Source organism: Streptomyces sp. NBC_00385 (genome assembly GCF_035917155.1).
Taxonomy (GTDB): domain Bacteria; phylum Actinomycetota; class Actinomycetes; order Streptomycetales; family Streptomycetaceae; genus Streptomyces; species Streptomyces poriferorum.
On record NZ_CP107951.1, the window covers coordinates 6,036,694 to 6,054,911 of the forward strand.

16 protein-coding genes are annotated in these 18,218 nt (G+C 70.3%); 5 read left to right on the forward strand and 11 right to left on the reverse strand.

Annotated elements, in window-relative coordinates:
• Positions 1-31: 31 nt before the first annotated feature.
• Together arfA and OG959_RS26915 are read left to right on the forward strand one after the other, a co-directional pair.
• Complete coding sequence (gene arfA / locus OG959_RS26910; protein WP_326662502.1) at positions 32-1,549, forward strand: arabinosylfuranosidase ArfA; 1,518 nt, start codon at positions 32-34, stop codon at positions 1,547-1,549.
• Positions 1,550-1,592: 43 nt separating this feature from the next.
• Positions 1,593-2,366, forward strand: a complete 774-nt coding sequence (locus OG959_RS26915; protein WP_326662504.1) for an EI24 domain-containing protein — start codon at positions 1,593-1,595, stop codon at positions 2,364-2,366.
• 10 nt (positions 2,367-2,376) lie between these two features.
• Here the strand turns inward: OG959_RS26915 and OG959_RS26920 are convergent, their stop codons facing one another.
• From OG959_RS26920 to OG959_RS26930, 3 genes are all read right to left on the reverse strand, one after another.
• On the reverse strand, positions 2,377-4,305 hold the full coding sequence (locus OG959_RS26920) for a flavin monoamine oxidase family protein (protein WP_326662506.1): 1,929 nt from the start codon (positions 4,303-4,305) through the stop codon (positions 2,377-2,379).
• Positions 4,306-4,461: 156 nt separating this feature from the next.
• On the reverse strand, positions 4,462-5,460 hold the full coding sequence (locus OG959_RS26925) for an aldose epimerase family protein (RefSeq protein WP_326662508.1): 999 nt from the start codon (positions 5,458-5,460) through the stop codon (positions 4,462-4,464).
• An 11-nt stretch (positions 5,461-5,471) separates the two neighbouring features.
• Positions 5,472-6,386: an SGNH/GDSL hydrolase family protein gene (locus OG959_RS26930; RefSeq protein WP_326662510.1), complete on the reverse strand. Its 915-nt coding sequence runs from the start codon at positions 6,384-6,386 to the stop codon at positions 5,472-5,474.
• 361 nt (positions 6,387-6,747) lie between these two features.
• Here OG959_RS26930 and OG959_RS26935 point away from each other — a divergent pair, with 361 nt between their 5' ends.
• Complete coding sequence (locus tag OG959_RS26935) at positions 6,748-7,242, forward strand: DUF3145 domain-containing protein (RefSeq protein ID WP_326662512.1); 495 nt, start codon at positions 6,748-6,750, stop codon at positions 7,240-7,242.
• Positions 7,243-7,353: 111 nt separating this feature from the next.
• Here the strand turns inward: OG959_RS26935 and fabF are convergent, their stop codons facing one another.
• From fabF to OG959_RS26960, 5 genes are all read right to left on the reverse strand, one after another.
• Positions 7,354-8,616: a beta-ketoacyl-ACP synthase II gene (fabF, locus tag OG959_RS26940; protein ID WP_326662513.1), complete on the reverse strand. Its 1,263-nt coding sequence runs from the start codon at positions 8,614-8,616 to the stop codon at positions 7,354-7,356.
• A 76-nt stretch (positions 8,617-8,692) separates the two neighbouring features.
• A complete protein-coding gene (locus OG959_RS26945; RefSeq protein WP_148017430.1) occupies positions 8,693-8,941 on the reverse strand; it encodes an acyl carrier protein in 249 nt (82 codons plus the stop codon).
• Positions 8,942-9,004: 63 nt separating this feature from the next.
• The gene (locus OG959_RS26950) at positions 9,005-10,006 is read right to left on the reverse strand and encodes a ketoacyl-ACP synthase III (protein WP_326662517.1); all 1,002 of its coding nucleotides are present in this window, start codon (positions 10,004-10,006) and stop codon (positions 9,005-9,007) included.
• 13 nt (positions 10,007-10,019) lie between these two features.
• Positions 10,020-10,934: an ACP S-malonyltransferase gene (locus OG959_RS26955; protein WP_326662520.1), complete on the reverse strand. Its 915-nt coding sequence runs from the start codon at positions 10,932-10,934 to the stop codon at positions 10,020-10,022.
• Between the two features lie 89 nt (positions 10,935-11,023).
• Positions 11,024-12,223, reverse strand: coding sequence for a PucR family transcriptional regulator (locus OG959_RS26960; protein ID WP_148017432.1), 1,200 nt, complete (start codon positions 12,221-12,223; stop codon positions 11,024-11,026).
• A 122-nt stretch (positions 12,224-12,345) separates the two neighbouring features.
• Between OG959_RS26960 and OG959_RS26965 the strand changes: the two genes are divergently transcribed.
• Positions 12,346-13,005: a pirin family protein gene (locus tag OG959_RS26965; protein ID WP_326662524.1), complete on the forward strand. Its 660-nt coding sequence runs from the start codon at positions 12,346-12,348 to the stop codon at positions 13,003-13,005.
• Positions 13,006-13,027: 22 nt separating this feature from the next.
• Here the strand turns inward: OG959_RS26965 and OG959_RS26970 are convergent, their stop codons facing one another.
• Together OG959_RS26970 and OG959_RS26975 are read right to left on the reverse strand one after the other, a co-directional pair.
• On the reverse strand, positions 13,028-13,342 hold the full coding sequence (locus tag OG959_RS26970; RefSeq protein ID WP_326662525.1) for a hypothetical protein: 315 nt from the start codon (positions 13,340-13,342) through the stop codon (positions 13,028-13,030).
• A gap of 95 nt (positions 13,343-13,437) precedes the next feature.
• A complete protein-coding gene (locus tag OG959_RS26975; protein WP_326662527.1) occupies positions 13,438-14,028 on the reverse strand; it encodes a GNAT family N-acetyltransferase in 591 nt (196 codons plus the stop codon).
• 248 nt (positions 14,029-14,276) lie between these two features.
• On the opposite strand from OG959_RS26975, the gene OG959_RS26980 reads away from it, so the two are divergent.
• Positions 14,277-16,346 carry an alkaline phosphatase family protein gene (locus OG959_RS26980; RefSeq protein ID WP_326662529.1) on the forward strand — a complete coding sequence of 690 codons (2,070 nt, stop codon included), beginning with the start codon at positions 14,277-14,279 and terminating at the stop codon, positions 16,344-16,346.
• A gap of 16 nt (positions 16,347-16,362) precedes the next feature.
• Here OG959_RS26980 and OG959_RS26985 read toward each other — a convergent pair whose 3' ends face one another.
• Entirely contained in the window at positions 16,363-18,060 is a 1,698-nt protein-coding gene (locus tag OG959_RS26985; RefSeq protein WP_326662531.1) for an FG-GAP-like repeat-containing protein, read from the reverse strand.
• Between the last annotated feature and the right edge of the window lie 158 nt (positions 18,061-18,218).

Here is an 18,218-nt window from a genome sequence, read left to right on the forward strand (position 1 = left end):
GACACGTACCGACACCACCCCGAAGGAAGTCATGACCCGCACCGCCCGCTTCACCCTCGACCCGGCCTTCACCGTCGGCGATGTCGACCCCCGCCTCTTCGGCTCGTTCGTGGAACACCTCGGCCGCTGCGTCTACGACGGCATATACGAGCCCGGCCACCCCTCGGCCGACGAAGCCGGCCTGCGGACCGACGTCCTGGAACTGATCCGCGAACTCGGCGTCACCGCCATCCGCTACCCCGGCGGCAACTTCGTCTCCGGCTACCGCTGGGAGGACAGCGTCGGCCCCGCCGACGAGCGGCCGCGCCGCCTCGACCTCGCCTGGCGCTCCACCGAGACGAACCGCTTCGGGCTCTCCGAGTTCATCGCCTTCTGCAAGAAGATCGGCCCGCAGGCCGAGCCCATGATGGCCGTGAACCTCGGCACCCGGGGCGTCCAGGAAGCCATCGAACTCCAGGAGTACGCCAACCACCCGGCCGGCACCGAACTCTCCGAATGCCGCATCTCCCACGGGGACAAGGACCCCTTCGGCATCAAGCTGTGGTGCCTGGGCAACGAGATGGACGGTCCCTGGCAGACCGGGCACAAGACCGCCGAGGAGTACGGCCGGATCGCCGCCGAGACCGCCCGCGCGATGCGGCAGATCGACCCCTCCGTCGAACTCGTCGCCTGCGGGTCGTCGGGCCGGTCCATGTCCACGTTCGCCGCCTGGGAGGCCACGGTCCTCGCCGAGACCTACGACCTCGTCGACTACGTCTCGCTGCACGCCTACTACGAGGAACTCGGCGGCGACCGCGACTCGTTTCTGGCATCCGCCGTCGACATGGAGTCCTTCATCGAGGACGTCGTCGCCACCTGCGACCACGTCGGGGCACGGCTGAAGTCCACCAAGAAGATCAACCTCTCCTTCGACGAGTGGAACGTCTGGTACATGGCCCGCAGCCAGCAGGAGGCCGAGGCGAACCCTCTCGACTGGCCCGAGGCGCCCCGCCTGCTGGAGGACAACTACTCCGTCACCGACGCCGTCGTCTTCGGCACCCTGCTCATCGCCCTGCTGCGCCACGCCGACCGGGTGACCGTGGCCTGCCTGGCCCAGCTGGTCAACGTGATCGCCCCGATCATGACCGAGCCCGGCGGACCCGCCTGGCGGCAGACCACCTTCTTCCCGTTCGCCCAGGCCGCACGGCACGGACGGGGCCAGGTCCTGGACGTACGGGTCGACTCGCCCACGTACGGGACGGCCAGGTACGGCGAGACGGACCTGCTGCACGCCACCGCCGTCCGCGACCCGGAGACCGGCGCGGTCACCGTCTTCGCGGTCAACCGCGGCCAGTCCGACCCCCTCCCGCTCGAAGTCGCCCTGCACGGCCTCGACCTGACGGGGATCGCCGAGCACCAGGTCCTCGCCGACGCGGACCCGGACGCCCGCAACACCCTCACCGAACCGGGCCGGGTCGCCCCGCACGCGGCCGAGGGCACGGTGCTCGACGGGGGAATCCTGCGGGCCACGCTGGAGCCGATGTCCTGGAACATGATCCGCCTCGTCTGACCTCCGCACGAGGGCCCGCCCCCGGTCCCGTTACGCTGACGCCATGCGTGATCTCGGGGCGGGCCTCGGCCATCTGATCAAAGGACAGCGCTGGGTCGTCCGGCACGGCAGATGGTTCGGCCTCGGGCTGCTGCCCGGCCTGATCACCCTCGTCCTGTACGCGGGCGCCCTCGTCGGCCTCGGCTACGGGGCCGACGACCTGGCGCAGTGGGCGACCCCGTTCGCCGACGACTGGTCCTCGCCCTGGCTCGGCCTGCTCCGCAACACCCTGACCGTGCTGGTCTTCGCCCTCGGCCTCCTCCTCGCCGTCATCACGTTCACGGCGGTGACCCTCCTCGTCGGACAGCCCTTCTACGAGTCGCTCTCCGAGGAGGTGGACCGCGCCGAGGGTGGCAAGGCCCCCGAGTCGGGACTGCCGCTGTGGCGGGAGCTGTGGATCTCCGCCCGTGACAGCGTGCGCATCCTGGCGCGCGTCGCGCTGTACGCCGTCCTGCTCTTCGCCCTCGGCTTCGTCCCGGTCGCGGGCCAGACCGTCGTCCCGCTCCTCGGGTTCTGCGTCACGGGGTACTTCCTCGCCGAGGAACTGACCGCCGTCGCGCTCCAGCGCCGAGGCATGGTGCTGAAGGACCGGCTCGTCCTGCTGCGCGGCCGCCGGCTGCTGATCCTCGGCTTCGGCGTCCCGCTCGGGCTCGCGTTCCTCGTCCCGTTCGTCGCCGTGTTCCTGATGCCGGGGGCCGTCGCGGGGGCGACGCTGCTGGCGCGCGACCTGGTGGGGGACGAGCGCGTGGGGACGGCGACGCCGCCCCCACGCCCCTAGGACCTGCCGGTCAGCTCCCGTGCACCTCGAGCGCGGTGCGGACGGCGGACTCCAACGCCCCCTCGATCCAGGCGGGCTTGACGGACGTGTGGCAGCCCGCGAAGTGCAACGGCCCCTCGACCGACCGCACGTCGGCGAGCAGTTCGGTGTGCTGGCCGGGCAGCAGGACGGACGCCTCCCCGTACGCGTACGGGTCGCGCATCCACGACTGGGTGGCGCCGGCCCCCGTGTAGAAGACCTCGACGCGCTGCCCGTACACGTCCTGGACCCCGCCCAGGGCGTGCGGGTAGCGCTCGTCGTCGTCCAGGGAGTCCCACTTCAGGGCGTCGTCGGCCCAGCTGTACGAGGCGAGCAGGACCCCGCCCCTGCTGCCCTCGACCGGGTGGGAGGGCTGGTACATGAAGCGGTTGGCGTTGTCGGTGACCGATCCGCCGCCGATCACATGGGCCGCCTCGGGCTGGTTGCGGGCGGTCGCGCGGTACGCCGCGTAGTGCACGCGCTGGTTGGGCGGAATGTGTCCGGACGGTACGGAGGGGTGCGCGCCCAGCAGCGATCCGTCGGCCGGCGCCTTGCCGAGCCGGTACGCGTCGTACAGACCGGGCCGGACCTTCTCCAGCTCCTCCTTCCAGTCCTTCTCCTCGAACTCCCACCAGCGGCGGCTGAATTCGAGCAGCACCTTGGTGGCCGAGTCGTAGTGGACCTCGGTGATGGCCCGCCGCTTGCCGTACGAGAGCGGCGGCGTGACCGGGACGTGCCGCAGGCCGGAGAACGGCACGGTGACGATCGCCCGGTCCCCGGTGAAGGTCTCCCGCACGACCTTGCCGTCACGGCCCTCCGACACCGTCTCGACCCGGACGCCGTCCTCCCCGTAACTGATCCTGGCGGCCCGGCGGTCCAGCCGCACCAGGTCCTTCACCCGCGCGTACATGGCATCGGCCAGCGTCGCCGTACCGTCGGGCAGCTCGTAGAACGCGGTGTCCGGGCTGATCAGGGAAGCCCCGATGAAGCTGTGCACAAAGGCGAGAGGGAGCCGCGAGGTGAGGTTCTCGACCGTGCCGATGAGGTCGATGGTGCGCTCGTCCAGCTTGGCGGCCTCGGTCAGGAAGCGGAACATCGACCAGTGGCCGTACCGCTCGATGACCCGGGCCCAGCCCTGGACGAGCTCCGAGCCCTCCTTGCCCTCGAACTCCTTGCGTACGGGGGCGAAGGCCTCCCGCACGATGGTCGAGGCGGTCTTGTCCTCGAACGCGGCGGGAACGCCGAAGGACCGGTTGACGGCCTGCGGCTTCTGCGCGTAGTCCGCCTTGCGGACCCGGATGCCGTTGACGTGGATCCAGGTGTGGTTGACGGGCTTGCCCTCGGCGTCGACGTCGACGAGGAAGAAGCGGCGGCGCTTCAGCTCGAAGCCGTCCATGAGCCCGGTGACGAGCGGGTGGCTGTCGGGGATGCGCATCGCCCCGGCCTCGGCGTACTGCTCGGGGTCGGCGAAGGGCGACTTGGCGTTCTCGTGGCCGCCGTTGCGGAAGGTCTTGATCCGGCCGCCGACGCGGTTGCCGTTGGCCTCGATCACGGTGACGGTGTGACCGGCCTCGCGGAGCAGATGGGCGGCGGTGAGCCCGGCCGGGCCCGCGCCGATGACCAGCACCTTCTTCGGGGCCTTGCGGCTGCGCGGCAGCCCCTTGGAGAGCAGGACGTCACGATAGTGCGGCACCAGCGACTTGTCCTGCTCGTCGTAGACGAGGATGGCGCGGGCGACGGTCAGGCAGGCGTCCCAGTCGGAGCCGGGGGCCGCGGCCGGGGCCGTGAGGGAGCCGGGTGAGGCGGCGTCGGCCCTGGTCGCGGCGGTGGTGGCAAGAGTGGCTGCACCTGCGGCGGCACCCGCGATCATGGTGCGCCTGGAGGGCAGGCCGGAGGTCGGTTCGGCAGGCTTGGAAGTCATGCGGTCACCCTGGGGGGCGTGGGACGGGGCGCATTACGCGGACGCGCGTAGATCATCCGGAATCACCCGCAGGTGCCGCTTAACGATCTTGTAATATCGGTATCCCCGCAGGTCAGCTCGGTCTTCGCGGCCCCTGCCCCGCACCCGCCCCCCGCCTCAGCGGACCGAGAAGCCGTACACCGTCGTCGACACGAACTCCTCGCCCGGCCGCAGCACCGTGCTCGGGAACTCCGGCCGGTTCGGCGAGTCCGGGAAGTGCTGCGTCTCCAGGGCGATTCCGGCACAGGGGCCGAACGGCCGTCCCTCGAAGTGGTCCGCCGTGTACAGCTGCAGGCCCGGCTCCGTCGTCGTCACGGTCAGGACCCGTCCCGACGCGTCGTCGTACAGCTCGGCCACCGGGCCCGTCACGCCCTCGTCCAGCACGAAGTTGTGGTCGTACTCCTTGGAGACCGGCTGCGGCTCCCGGAAGTCGAACCGTGTCCCGTCCACCGGCAGGAACTCGCCCGTCGGCAGGGACTCCGCGTCGGCCGGGGTGATCCGCCCGGCCGCGATCCGCAGCCGCTGGCCGAGCGCGCTGCCGGAGTCGGCGCCCGCCAGGTTCCAGTACGTGTGGTTGGTCAGGTTCAGCACGGTCGGCGCGTCCGTCGTCGCCCGGTACGCGATCCGCAGCGCCCCGTCCTCGTCCAGGGTGTACGCCACCGAGACCTCCAGCCGCCCCGGGAAGCCCTCCTCGCCGTCCGCCGCGACCAGGGACAACTCCACCCCGCCGGCGATCTCGCGGGCGTCCCACACGCGCTTGTCGAAGCCGACGGTCCCGCCGTGCACATGGTTGCGGCCCTCGTTGCGCGTGACGTCGTACGTCCGCCCGTCGAGAACGAACGCCGCCCCGCCGATCCGGTTCGCGTACCGCCCGACCAGGGCGCCGAAGTAGGGCCCGGTGTACTGCTGGTACGAGGCGAGATCCGGCAGCCCGAGCGCCACCCCGGCCCGCGTACCGTCCCGGTCCGGCACCTCGACCGACTGCACGACGGCGCCGTACGTCAGCACCCGAACCCGCGTGCCACCGCGTTCCAGCGTCCAGCGGTCCACGGCGGTGCCGTCCCCGAGGGTGCCGAAGTGTTCCGTACGCATCACCGTGTTCGAACCCGTGTCCATGATCACGGACTTTAGCCCGGAGGCCGTGCCGCCGTGACATTGCGGTAGGCGATCTCGGCGAGCCGGGCCTGCCCGTTGCGCCCCGGATGGAACCAGTCCCACTGGCTGAGCTGCTTGCCGGTGAACCGGTAGTCGAACACCGCCCCGCCGTCGTAGCGGCAGCGCCGGTCCTTCGCGCACACCTCGCGCAGCACCTCGTTGTACGCGATGACGCGGTCCTGCACCGCCGTGCGCCGGGCCACCGCGGAGGCCCCCATGTTGTCCGCGTCACCCAGCATCGACTTGCAGATGCCCAGCTTCCAGATCTGCTTGCCCAGCTGATTGACCCGGCCCGTCGACCAGAGCCGCTTGAGGTCCGGCACGCTCGACACGTACACCTGTGTCTTCGGCGCCGCGCTGCGCAGCTGACGCAGTGACGCCTCGAACGACGCCCGGAAGTCCGCCACCGGAGTCATCGTCCGCACCGAGTCCCGGCAGGCGTCGTTCGCACCGATCATCACCGTCACCAGATCGGGGTCCTCCTGCGCGGCCAGCGCCATCTGCTCCGGCAACTGGGCGATCCTGGCCCCCGTCTCGGCGTGGTTCCAGCTGCGGTCGGCGGCACCCGAGGCGCCGAGGAGGCGTACCGCCAGGCTGCGCACCGAGCTGTCCGTACCGGTGGCCCAGGAGGCCTCGGGGCAGTCGGCCAGCACCGAACAGGCGTCGAAGCCGCGGGTGATGGAGTCCCCGACCGCGGCGACCGACTCCGGACTGCGGTCCCAGAGCGGCGCGGCGGCCGGTTTCCGGCCCGCGTCCGCCTTCGCGCCCTTCGTCGTCCTGTCGGGCCCGGAGTCACAGCCCGTCAGGACGGCCGTGCCGAGGAACGACATGGCGGCCAGTGCGGCCAGTGCGGTGCGCGAACGGTGCCGTACGGAGCGATCCGGCATTGCCCTCGTCCCCTCCTGTTCCTGTCCCATGCCTCCGGCACACCCGTGCGGCACCGGTCGGCGGGCCCGCGCGCTCCGCAGGGTGAATGCTGAGCGAATCATGGGCCCGGGACCGACGGTACGTCACACCTCGGACGCCGCCGCACGGTAGCTTTTCCACGTCGAACCAGTGGTTCCTTCGGCCGCCCGGCTCCACTCGGGTGACCCTCGAACATCACATCACGTCACATACCCTCCCTTCTCCGGACATTAACTCCCGATACTGTTTACTGATGACAGCTTCGGGAAGTCGGCCGAAAAGAGGCAGTACGGGCGCGAGGCCGCTGGGGAAGGCGAACCTCGTCCCACACTGGAGGTCCCGGTGACGACACGTGGAGTCCTGTACGTCCACTCAGCCCCGCGCGCGCTCTGCCCCCATGTCGAATGGGCGGTGGGGGGCGTACTCGGCGTGCGGGTCCAGCTCGACTGGATCAGACAGCCGGCCGCACCCGGCACCTGGCGCTCCGAATTCTCCTGGCAGGCCAGCCCGGGCACGGCGTCGAAACTGGCCTCCGCGCTGCGCGGCTGGGATCTGCTGCGCTTCGAGGTGACGGCGGAACCCTCGCCGACCGCGGAGGGCGAGCGCTACAGCTCCACGCCCGAGCTCGGCATCTTCCACGCCGTCACCGGCATGCACGGCGACATCCTGGTCCCCGAGGACCGGCTGCGCGCCGCGCTGGCACGGTCGTTGAGCGGCGAGAGCGACCTGGAGGGCGAGATCGCCAAGCTCCTGGGCAAGCCGTGGGACGACGAACTGGAGTCCTTCCGCCACGCGGGCGAGGGCGCGCCGGTGCGGTGGCTGCACCAGGTGGTGTGACTGTTCCGGGGCTCCGCCCCGGACCTCGCTCCTCAATCGCCTGAGGGGCTTGAAAGCAAGCGTGAAGCCCGCCTCCCCGCACGCGGGGAAGCGGGCCTCAGGTGCGCGACGTCACACGCTACGGAACGCCAGCACCACGTTGTGGCCGCCGAAGCCGAACGAGTTGTTGATCGCCGCGATCGGCCCCTCCGGCAGCGCCCGCGGACTGTCCCGCACGATGTCCGCCTCGACCGCCTCGTCGAGGTGCTCGACGTTGATGGTCGGCGGAGCCATCCGGTGGTGCAGGGCCAGCACGGTCGCCACGGTCTCGATACCGCCCGCGCCACCGAGCAGGTGCCCCGTCATCGACTTCGTCGCCGAGATCGCGACGTGGTCCAGGTCATCGCCCAGGACCTTGCGCAGTGCCTTCAGCTCCGCAATGTCACCCTGCGGCGTGGACGTGGCGTGCGCGTTGAGGTGCACGACCTCGGACGGCTTGAGGTCCGTCTGGTCCAGCAGGTTCTGCATCGCCGTGGCGATACCGCGCCCGGTCGGTTCGGGCTGGGCGATGTGGTGGGCGTCCGCGGACAGTCCCTGGCCGAGGACCTCGCAGTAGACCCGGGCGCCGCGCGCGGCGGCGTGCTCCGCGGACTCCAGGACGACGACACCGGCACCCTCGCCGAGGACGAAGCCGTCACGGCCCGTGTCGTACGGACGCGAGGCCTTCTCGGGCTCGTCGTTGCTCTTGGACATCGCCATCATGTTGGCGAACGCGGCGATCGGCAGCGGGTGGATCGCCGCCTCGGTGCCACCGGCGAGGACCACGTCGGCACGGCCGGTGCGGATCATCTCGACGGCGTACCCGATGGCCTCGGCACCCGACGCACAGGCGGAGACCGGGGTGTGGACGCCCGCCTGGGCGTTCACCTCGATACCCACGTTGGCGGCCGGGCCGTTGGGCATGAGCATGGGCACGGTGTGCGGGGAGACGCGGCGTACGCCCTTCTCCTTCAGCACGTCGTACTGGTCGAGCAGGGTGATCACGCCACCGATGCCGGAGGCGATGACCGACCCCAGCCGCTCGGGGCGGATCTTCTCGTCCTCGCCGGCAGGGCCGGTGAAGCCCGCGTCCGCCCACGCCTCACGGGACGCGATCAGCGCGAACTGCGCCGAGCGGTCCAGCTTGCGGGCGAGCGGGCGGGGCAGGACGTCGCCCGGGTCCACGGCCGCGAGGGCCGCGATCCGGACAGGCAGTTCGGCGAAACGTTCGCCCTCAAGAGGCTTGACGCCGGAACGGCCGGCCATCAGACCTTCCCAGGTCGATGCGGAATCGCCACCCAGCGGAGTGGTTGCGCCGATACCGGTGACGACCACGGTGCGATTGGTCGAGCTCACTGGAAAATCTTCTCCACGTGTAGAGGGTCGTGAATCAGCGGCGCCACCGCCGGGTGGCGACACAGCTCGGCTGGGATCAGCCCTGGTGCTTGAGGATGTACTCGGCGGCGTCGCCGACCGTCTTGAGGTTCTTGACGTCCTCGTCGGGGATCTTGACGTCGAAGCGCTCCTCGGCGGCGACGACGACCTCGACCATGGACAGCGAGTCGACGTCCAGGTCATCGGTGAAGGACTTGTCCAGCTCGACGTCCTCGACCGGGATACCGGCGATCTCGTTGACGATCTCGGCGAGACCCTTGACGATCTCTTCCTGCGTGGCGGCCATGTCGGCGCTCCTTCGGTGTATATCTGCTGGGTTCGGGCGACCGGGCGAAAAGACCCGGTGTGCCTAGGGGAGGGTAACGACCGTCGCGGCGTAGACGAGACCCGCCCCGAAGCCGATGACGAGCGCGGTGTCGCCGCTCTTCGCCTGACCGGTCGCCAGGAGCCGCTCCATTGCGAGCGGGATCGAGGCGGCGGAGGTGTTGCCGGTGGTTTCCACGTCACGGGCGACCGTGACGTGCTCGGGCAGCTTCAGTGTCTTCACCATCGAGTCGATGATCCGCATGTTGGCCTGGTGCGGAATGAAGACGTCCAGGTCTTCCGGGGAGATCCCGGCCGCGTCCAGCGCCTGCTGGGCGACCTTCGCCATCTCGAAGACGGCCCAGCGGAAGACCGCCTGGCCCTCCTGCGTGATGGCCGGGAACTTCTCCGGACGGTCGGCGTGGAAGGTGTCCCACGCCACGGTCTGCTTGATCGTGTCGGACTTGTCGCCCTCGGAGCCCCAGACCGTCGGGCCTATGGCGGGCACCTTGGAGGGGCCGACGATGACCGCACCGGCGCCGTCACCGAACAGGAACGCCGTCGCGCGGTCGCTCAGGTCGGTGAGGTCGCTCAGCCGCTCCACGCCGATGACGAGTACGTACTCGGCCGAGCCCTCGACGATCATGCCCTTGGCGAGCGTCAGGCCGTAGCCGAAGCCCGCGCAGCCGGCCGAGATGTCGAAGGCGGCGGGCTTGCCCGCACCGACCTTGTGGGCGATCTCGGTCGCGATGGCCGGGGTCTGCTTGAAGTGCGAGACGGTGGAGACGATGACCGCGCCGATCTGCTCCGGCGTGATCCCGGCGTCGGCGATGGCCTTGCCGGACGCCTCGACGGACATCGCGGCCACGGTCTCCTGCTCGGAGGCCCAGTGGCGGGTGGCGATGCCGGACCGGGAGCGGATCCACTCGTCGGACGAGTCGATCGTCTCGAGGATCACCTCGTTGGGCACGACACGGGTCGGGCGGTAGCCGCCGACACCCATGATCCGTGCGTACGGGGCGCCCTGGCTGGGCTTGATCTTCGACATGCTCTCGGGCTCCTTAGGCGCCTGCGTGCTCAGCGATGAGCGCGCGGGCCGCGTCGAGGTCGTCGGGGGTCTTGAGCGCGAGGGTCTGCACGCCGGGCAGCGCGCGCTTGGCCAGACCGGTCAGCGTGCCGCCGGGGCAGGCCTCGACGATCGCCGTGACGCCCAGGGCCTTGAACGTCTCCATGCACAGGTCCCAGCGGACCGGGTTGGCGACCTGGCCGACCAGCCGGGAGATGACCTCCGCGCCGGTGGCGACGGTCTGCCCGTCGGCGTTCGAGACATATGTCACGGCCGGGTCGGAGACCTCCAGAGCCGCGGCGGCCTCACGGAGACGCTCGACCGCGGGAGCCATGTGGTGCGTGTGGAACGCGCCGGCGACCTTGAGCGGGACCACCCGGCGCACACCCTCGGGCTTGTCCTCGGCGAGCGCGGCGATCTGCGCGGCGGTGCCGGCGGCGACGATCTGACCGGCCCCGTTGACGTTCGCGGGTGTCAGGCCGAGCTTCTCCAGGTGCGGGACGGTGACCTCGGGGTCACCGCCGAGCAGTGCCGCCATGCCGGTCTCGGTGACCGCGGCGGCCTCGGCCATGCCGAGCCCACGGGTGCGGACGAAACGCAGCGCCGCCTCGTCGCCGATGACCCCGGCGAGAGCGGCTGCGGTGATTTCACCCACGCTGTGACCTGCGACGACAGCCGGTGAAGCGTTCAGCGCGGCGGCGGACAGCAGACCTGCGGCCACCAGCAGCGGCTGAGCCACCGCGGTGTCGCGGATCTCGTCCGCGTCAGCCTTGGTGCCGTAGTGGGCAAGGTCGAGCCCGATGGCGTCGGACCAGGCCGCGATGCGGTCGGTGGCACCGGGGAGGTCGAGCCAGGGAGTCAGGAAGCCGGGCGTCTGAGCGCCTTGGCCGGGAGCGACGAGTACGAGCACCCTCACACTCTCTCTTGTGAACGGTACGGAACGCCCGTGGGGACAGGGACGAAGAACCGTAGGGGGAATTGTTGATTACCGACAAAAGTCTAGGACTGGAGATCCCTGTCGGCCAGACGCCCCAGAATCAGGGCGATCCGCAGAGTGAACGCCGAACGGACATCGGACGGGGACCAGCCGGTGACGTCTGTCACACGTCGGAGCCGGTAGCGCACGGTGTTGGGATGCACGAAGAGCATCCTGGCGGCGCCTTCGAGGCTGCTCGCCTGTTCCAGATACACACTCAGCGTCTCCAGGAGGGCAGAACCTGCTTCTTCCAGCGGTCTGTAGATCTCCTCCACCAACTGATCCCGTGCCGCCGGGTCGCCCGCCATCGCGCGCTCCGGCAGCAGATCGTCCGCGAGGACCGGCCGCGGGGCGTCCTGCCAGGCACCGCACGCCTTGAGCCCGGCGGCCGCCGCCTGCGCGGACCGGGTGGCGGCCAGCAGGTCCGGCACCACGGGCCCGGCGACGACCGGGCCCGCCGCGTACGGGCCGATCAGCGCCTTCGCGACCTGGAGCGGGTTGTCGCTGCCGCCGGCGATCACGACCAGGCGGTTGCCCAGCACCCCGGTCAGGACCTGGAGCTTGGCGTGCCGGGCGGCGCGGCGGATCGCCTCCACCGTGAGCTCGCTGTCCCCGTCGGGGGCGGTGCCGAGGAGCACGCACACATGCTCGGGGGAGTTCCAGCCGAGCGCGGCGGCCCGGGACACGGCGCCCTCGTCGGCCTCGCCGGACAGCACCGCGTTGACGACGAGCGATTCCAGCCGGGCGTCCCACGCGCCACGGGCCTCGGCGGCCTGCGCGTACACCTGTGCGGTCGCGAAGGCGATCTCCCGCGCGTAGACGAGCAGCGCCTCACGCAGCACCGACTCGTCGCCGGGCGCGGCGACTTCGTCGATCGCCGCCTCCATGACCTCGATGGTCGTCCGCACCATCTCGACGGTCTGCCGCAGCGTGATCGCCCGGGTCAGCTCACGCGGAGCCGTACCGAAGACATCGGTCGAGATGGCCTGCGGGGTCTCCGGATGCCGGAACCACTCGGTGAAGGCGGCGATACCGGCCTGGGCCACCAGGCCGATCCAGGACCGGTTCTCCGGTGGCATCGCCCGGTACCAAGGCAGCGACTCGTCCATGCGGGCGATCGCGTTCGCGGCCAGCCGGCCGGAGGACTGCTCCAGCCGTTTCAGGGTCGCGGCATGGAGATGGGCGGCGTTCGCAGCGGGCTGCTCAGGATCGGGTCGGGGCACGGGGACAAGACTGCCCTATCCGGACGCGTGCCCGAAGGGGCGGGGCGGGTGGCGGGTCGTACCGCCGGGTAGCAGACGGGAGCCGGGCGCCCGTCCCGCCCGTCCGGGCTACCGTGGGACGGGTGATTTCCGTACGTCGCTCGGGCGACCGCTTCAGGGGCGGGGACGGGGCGGCCGGCATCGAGTCCCGGCACTCCTTCTCCTTCGGCACGTTCTACGACCCCGACAACCTGCGCTTCGGCCCGATCCTGGCCTGCAACGAGGAGCTCCTCGCCCCCGGTGCCGGTTTCGAGGAGCACCCGCACAGCCATACCGAGATCGTCACCTGGGTCGTGGAGGGCGAGCTGACCCACCGGGACTCGGCCGGTCACGCCACCGTGGTACGGCCCGGGGACGTCCAGCACCTCAGCGCGGCCTCCGGCGTCCGCCACGTCGAACGCAACGACGGCGAAGGCCCGTTGACGTTCCTCCAGATGTGGCTCGCGCCCCTGGAGCCGGGCGGCGACCCCTCGTACACGACCGTCCCCGGCATCGCCGACTCCACCCCGTACGCCCTGCCTGAGGCCGGCGCGATGCTCCATGTGCGCCGGCTGGCCGAGGGCGAGCGCACGGCGGTGCCGGACGCGCCACGGGTGTACGTGCACGTGGTGCGAGGCGGGGTCGCGCTCGGCGAGGAGGAACTGGCGGCGGGCGACGCGGCCCGGATCAGTGGAGAGGCGGGGCTGGAACTGGTCGGCGGAGGCGGGGCGGTGGAGGTGCTGATGTGGGAGCTGCCGGACTGAGGCGCGCCGTCCTTCGCCGCCGTCACCAGTCGAATCTCTCCATGTCCTCCTCGGTCGCTTCGCGGTAGCCGACGATCACGTTACCGTCGAACTGCACGAGGTAGTGCTCCTCGGGGTCGAACCCGCACCGCGTGCACCATTCCGGATAGCCGGGCATCTCGAAACGGCCGGTCCGAGGGGACCCCTTGGCCCTGTCCGACCAGGCGATCGTGTCGCCGACGCGGAACCTGTGCAGGTACACGTCCCCGAAGTGGAACTGGATGACCAGGTCCCCCTGCGCACCGCACTGGCAACACGGAGACGGTGCCGGCACGAACAGCCGGTCGTACACACCCATGGATGGGACCCTTCTGCTCCGAACCGGTCCCTGACCTGAGCGCGACCGGGATGCATTCCTCAGGGTGCGCGAAGTCGGCGCCGGCGCAAAAGCATTTACCGTCCGGGCTCCCGTCGCCACATCGACCACATCGGCGGCCCTGACCGGAACGTCATCTCCTCGTGCAGGGCGAACCCGTGCCGCTCGTAGAACGTCAGATTGCGCCGGTTGCTCGACTCCAGGAACACCGGCCGCCCGTCCGCGTCGGCCTGTTCCAGCAGCGCGCCCAGCACCTGCGAGCCACGCCCCGTGCCGCGCGCGTCCGCGTGGGTGCCGACGTACTCGACGTACCAGTGCGCGGGACCGGCCGGGTGGCGGTGCTCCATCGCGAGCAATCGCATCCCGGTCCTGGGGAGTTGGGAGCGGGATGCCCGCAGCAGCGTCCCCGCGTTGCGCAGCAGGTAGCTCACCGGCAGCTTCCACTGCCCGGGCTCCGCCCACACCGCCGCCACCGTGCGGTCCTCGTCCGTCCACACCCGGCCCGCCGGGACCTGCTGGGCGAGGTGCGCGGTGAACAGCAGCCGTAGCCTCCGGTCCCGGTCGTGCGGCATCAGCCAGGACCAGACGGGGTCCTCGGCGTACGCACTGGCGAGGACGTCGGCGAGCGCCGGGACGTCGGAGGTGGTTGCGCGGACTGTGTCGGCCATGGCCGGGCAGCGTAGCGGTCATCGGTGATCAGCGACTACCGGTGCGGCATGGCGGATCAACAAGCCAACAGGGCGCGAGTTTCGGCTATCACCGTGCAGCGTCTCGACCCGGCGCCGAGGGCCGTGGAAATCTGCCGGTGCCTCAGGAATACGTCCACGGTTCGCCCGCCGTTCTCTCCGGCGGCCTAGTTTTCGCAGGCACGCGCCGAAGTTCCCCCCCGAATCACTCTCCCCCAGAGGTGCCCCTGATGATCCTCCACACCGCCGAGTCCCCGAGTCCCGACACCGAGAACAGTGCCACCGGCGAGAACACAGGCGAATTCCGCATCACGCGGCGCCGGATGCTCCAGACGGCCGCCGTCGGCCTCGGTGCGATCGCCGCCGGCCCGGTCGCCGAGGCGGTCGGCGGGGCGCAGGCCAGTGCGGCCGAGTACCACCTTCCCAAGGGCTTCAAAGGCGACATATCCGATCTGAAGCACGTCGTGATCCTGATGCAGGAGAACCGGTCCTTCGACCACTACCTCGGTCAGCTGCGCGGTGTGCGCGGACACGACGACAAGCAGGTCCTGAAGTTCCAGGACGGCACCACCGTCTTCCAGCAACGCGACGCCACCGGCGCCATCGTGACGCCCGCCGTGTCGACCGCCACCTGGAGCGACAAGCACAACTTCTACGGTGCCAACGGCGGTCGGTGGGACACCTGGGTGAAGGACAAGGGCGACCACTGCATGTGGTACTACACCCCCGACTACATGCCGTGGATGTACTCGCTGGCCTCCCACTACACCGTCTGCGACATGAACTTCTGCTCCATGCACGGGCCGACCATCCCGAACCGCTACTACCTGATGACCGGTTCGGGCGGCGGCGAGGTCACCAACGCCGGCCAGAACAACTACTCCCGTACCTGGGCCACGGTCCCCGCGCAGCTCCAGCAGGCAGGCATCGACTGGCGGGTCTACTCCGACAACAGCGGCAACGGCGTCGGCGGCAGTCTCCAGAACGGTTACGTCGGCGAGTACGGCTGCAACGTCACCAACAGCTTCGCCGCGTTCGACCCCCGCACGGCGGACGAGGCCGACCTCGAACCCGGCACCGGCAAGATCTGGAAGGCCAACTCCTTCGTCTACGAAGGCGCCACGACGCCCAACGACGACTCCGAGGCGAACCTGGACGCGGTGCTCCGCGACCTGATCGCCGCCTGCGAACCGGGCGCCGAGCACCCTCTCCCCGAGGTCTCCTGGGTGGTGATGCCCGCCGCGTGGAGCGAGCACCCGGGCTTCGACACGGTGCACGGCGAGCGCTACATGAACAAGATCCTCAAGACGCTCCAGAGCAACGAGGACATCTGGAACCACACCCTGGTGATCATCACCTACGACGAGAACGACGGAAAGTTCGACCACGTCCTGCCCCCGCGCCCGGAGGAGGGCACACCTGGCGAGTTCTCCGGCGCCACTCCGTACGGGTTCGGCCCCCGCGTACCGATGCTGCTGGTCTCGCCGTGGACCCGGGGCGGTTACGTCGCGTCGGAGGTGTTCGACCACACCTCGACGGTGAAGTTCCTGGAGACCTGGGCCGCCCACCTGGGCAAGCCGTTCACCTGCCCGAACATCACGGAGTGGCGCCGCTCGATCGCCGGCGACCTGACCAGCGCGATCGACTTCGCGCACCCGCGCCCGGGCCCGGTCGTCATCGCCGACCCGGTGACCGGCACCCCGCCGAAGCCGCCGCGTGACCGGATGGAACCCCGAGGCCTCTCCTTCCACCCGCACGCCACGTTCACCGAGGACCGCGCCACCGGCACGGTGACCGCGTCCATGACGCTGGCCGGCGGCCCCGAGGGCAAGGCGGTGAGCCTCCAGGTCTTCCCCGACCAGTACCTCCCGTTCGCCAACACCCCGTACACGGTCAGCGAGTCGTCCCCCCGCTCGTACGCCTGGGACACGAACACGACCGACGGCAAGTACGCCTTCTCCGTCTACGGGCCCGACGGCTTCCTGCGCTCGTTCGCCGGGCAGGTCATTCCCGAGAGCGCGAGCACGAAGCACATCGGCGTTCCGCGCGTCGAGGCGCAACTGGTCAGGGGCAGGCGCGCGGTGGTCGCGCTCCGCCTGCGCAACGACGGCAAGCACCCCGTCCGCTACACCCTGAAGGCCAACGACTACGCCGGCGGCACCCGCAAGTACACCGTCCCCGGCGGCGCCTCCAGGGTCGTTCACTGGCCGACCGAGCACGGCTACTACGACGTGGTGCTCACCGCCGACACCGGCACCGGCTGGACCCAGCGGTACGCGGGGCGGGTGGCGACGGTCTGAGGTCGCCGGGCCCGGATCAGGTAAGGGTGTTGTAGATGGTCCAGCCCCTGCCGATCCGGGTCCGGGCAGTGAACGGTGCCTTGGCGTCGCCGGTGCCCGTGTAGAGCCACAGGGCGCCGTCGGGATCGGTGGCGATCAGGTCGTTGACGCCGTCCGCGGTGAGGTCGCCGGTGCTGACGAGGTGCGTGTACGCGTTCCAGCCCCCGCCGATGCGGGTGCGGGCGGCGAAGGGGGCGCCTGCGCCGCCGGTGCCGGGGTAGAGCCACAGCACGCCACCGCTGTCGCGGGCGACCAGATCGGCCCTGTCGTCACCGGTGAGGTCGGTCCCGCCCACGAGCTGGGTGTACGTGTTCCAGCCCCCACCCACACGGGTGCGGTGGGCGAAGGGGGTGCTGGTCGTGCCGGTGCCGCGGTAGAGCCAGAGGACGCCGGTCTTGTCGCGGGCGAGCAAGTCGGCCTTGCCGTCGCCGGTGAGGTCGCCGGGCCCGGCGAGCCGGGTGTAGGCGTTCCAGCCGTCACCGACCCTGCTGCGAGAGGCGAAGGGCACGCTGGTCCTGCCGGTGGCCTTGTAGAGCCAGAGGACGCCGGCCTTGTCACGGGCGACGAGATCGCCGGTGCCGTCGGCCTTGAGAGTGGAGAGCTTGGTGAGCGCGTCGTAGGCGTTCCAGCCGCCCCCGACTCGGGCACGTGCGGTGGGGTAGGCGGAGTAGCGGGAGTCGTCGGACTGGTACTGCCAGAGGACGCCGGAACTGTCCCGGCCGTAGAACGCCGCCTGGTCGATGAACTCGAGGGTCTCCGGGCTCTGGCTGACCTGGGTTCCGTCCGGGGCGAAGGCCTGGAAGGCGCCCTTGAGATATCCGATGGGCAGTCCCCGGACCGCCGTGACACGCAGGTAGTCGCTCGTCTTGACGGTGTCTGCCGCCCAGGTGTGCTCGGAGACGTCCAGGCTGAGGGAGCCGTCGCTGCCGATGGTCCAAGGGCGATCGGTGTAGGTGACTCCGTCGCCGGAGCCCTGAACGTGCACGTCCCGGGCCAGCTGGGCGGCGGTGTACCCGGTCTTGGCGATCTGCTGTGCGGTGAACGTCAGCCGGGTGCGCGTGGAAGCCGGTGGGGCACTCAGATCCATCCGCGTGTCCAGGCGGCACTCAGCGGGATCGGCCATCCCGACGGAGACCGTGGACCCGCGGGGCCTGCTCCAGAACGCACCGAGATACGGCTGCTTGATGTTGATCAGGGCATGGGCGGGATTGATCGGCAGTCGATTGCCCTTGGCGCCGTCGATGTAATTGGCGTTGATATTGAGGCTGGGCCCCACATGCCCGTCCGCCGTGACCCGCACATGGAGGGTGCCCGGAGCGAGGGCGGCACCGGGTATGCCGTCGTGGTCGCTGTCCTCCTCGCCGAAGCGGAAGGTGGCCAGGGAGTCGGAGGCGTACACGGGCTCATGGGCCAGGACGGTCCCGTCGTCGTCGGTGACGGTCAGGTGGGCCGCGTTCTCGGTGCCAAGAGTGAGTTCTACGAAGCTGTCGGCGGTGGGCGGCGTGGTGAGGGTGATGTCGATGTCCTCGGCGGTGCCGACCGTGTCGATGGTGTCCGAGGTGCGCAGAGTCATCGCGACAGCGGCGGCGTTGGCCGTGGTCAGCGGGGTGACGCCGAGAGCGGTGCCGAGCAGGGCTGCCGCAAGCGCGGCGCGGTGCCGCTTGGTGAGTCGCATGATGAGCCTTTCAGGACCCGCCGCCGTCCGGTGATCAGGCGGTGGATCGGAAGTATCTCCCACCCGGAACCGACTGCAAGAGCCGGCACCGTTGGCCCTGGGGCCTGCCCGGCTCCCCTTGCGCGGATGCGGGTTCGACCCGGCTCGGGCACGACGAA

What these genes read in the sequence shown, in the direction of transcription:
- arfA (WP_326662502.1), top strand. Translation starts at nt 32, where the DNA reads ATGACCCGCACCGCCCGCTTCACCCTCGACCCGGCCTTCACCGTCGGC.
- OG959_RS26915 (WP_326662504.1), top strand. Translation starts at nt 1,593, where the DNA reads ATGCGTGATCTCGGGGCGGGCCTCGGCCATCTGATCAAAGGACAGCGC.
- OG959_RS26920 (WP_326662506.1), bottom strand. Translation starts at nt 4,305, where the DNA reads ATGACTTCCAAGCCTGCCGAACCGACCTCCGGCCTGCCCTCCAGGCGC.
- OG959_RS26925 (WP_326662508.1), bottom strand. Translation starts at nt 5,460, where the DNA reads ATGGACACGGGTTCGAACACGGTGATGCGTACGGAACACTTCGGCACC.
- OG959_RS26930 (WP_326662510.1), bottom strand. Translation starts at nt 6,386, where the DNA reads ATGCCGGATCGCTCCGTACGGCACCGTTCGCGCACCGCACTGGCCGCA.
- OG959_RS26945 (WP_148017430.1), bottom strand. Translation starts at nt 8,941, where the DNA reads ATGGCCGCCACGCAGGAAGAGATCGTCAAGGGTCTCGCCGAGATCGTC.
- OG959_RS26950 (WP_326662517.1), bottom strand. Translation starts at nt 10,006, where the DNA reads ATGTCGAAGATCAAGCCCAGCCAGGGCGCCCCGTACGCACGGATCATG.
- OG959_RS26970 (WP_326662525.1), bottom strand. Translation starts at nt 13,342, where the DNA reads ATGGGTGTGTACGACCGGCTGTTCGTGCCGGCACCGTCTCCGTGTTGC.
- OG959_RS26975 (WP_326662527.1), bottom strand. Translation starts at nt 14,028, where the DNA reads ATGGCCGACACAGTCCGCGCAACCACCTCCGACGTCCCGGCGCTCGCC.
- OG959_RS26980 (WP_326662529.1), top strand. Translation starts at nt 14,277, where the DNA reads ATGATCCTCCACACCGCCGAGTCCCCGAGTCCCGACACCGAGAACAGT.
- OG959_RS26985 (WP_326662531.1), bottom strand. Translation starts at nt 18,060, where the DNA reads ATGCGACTCACCAAGCGGCACCGCGCCGCGCTTGCGGCAGCCCTGCTC.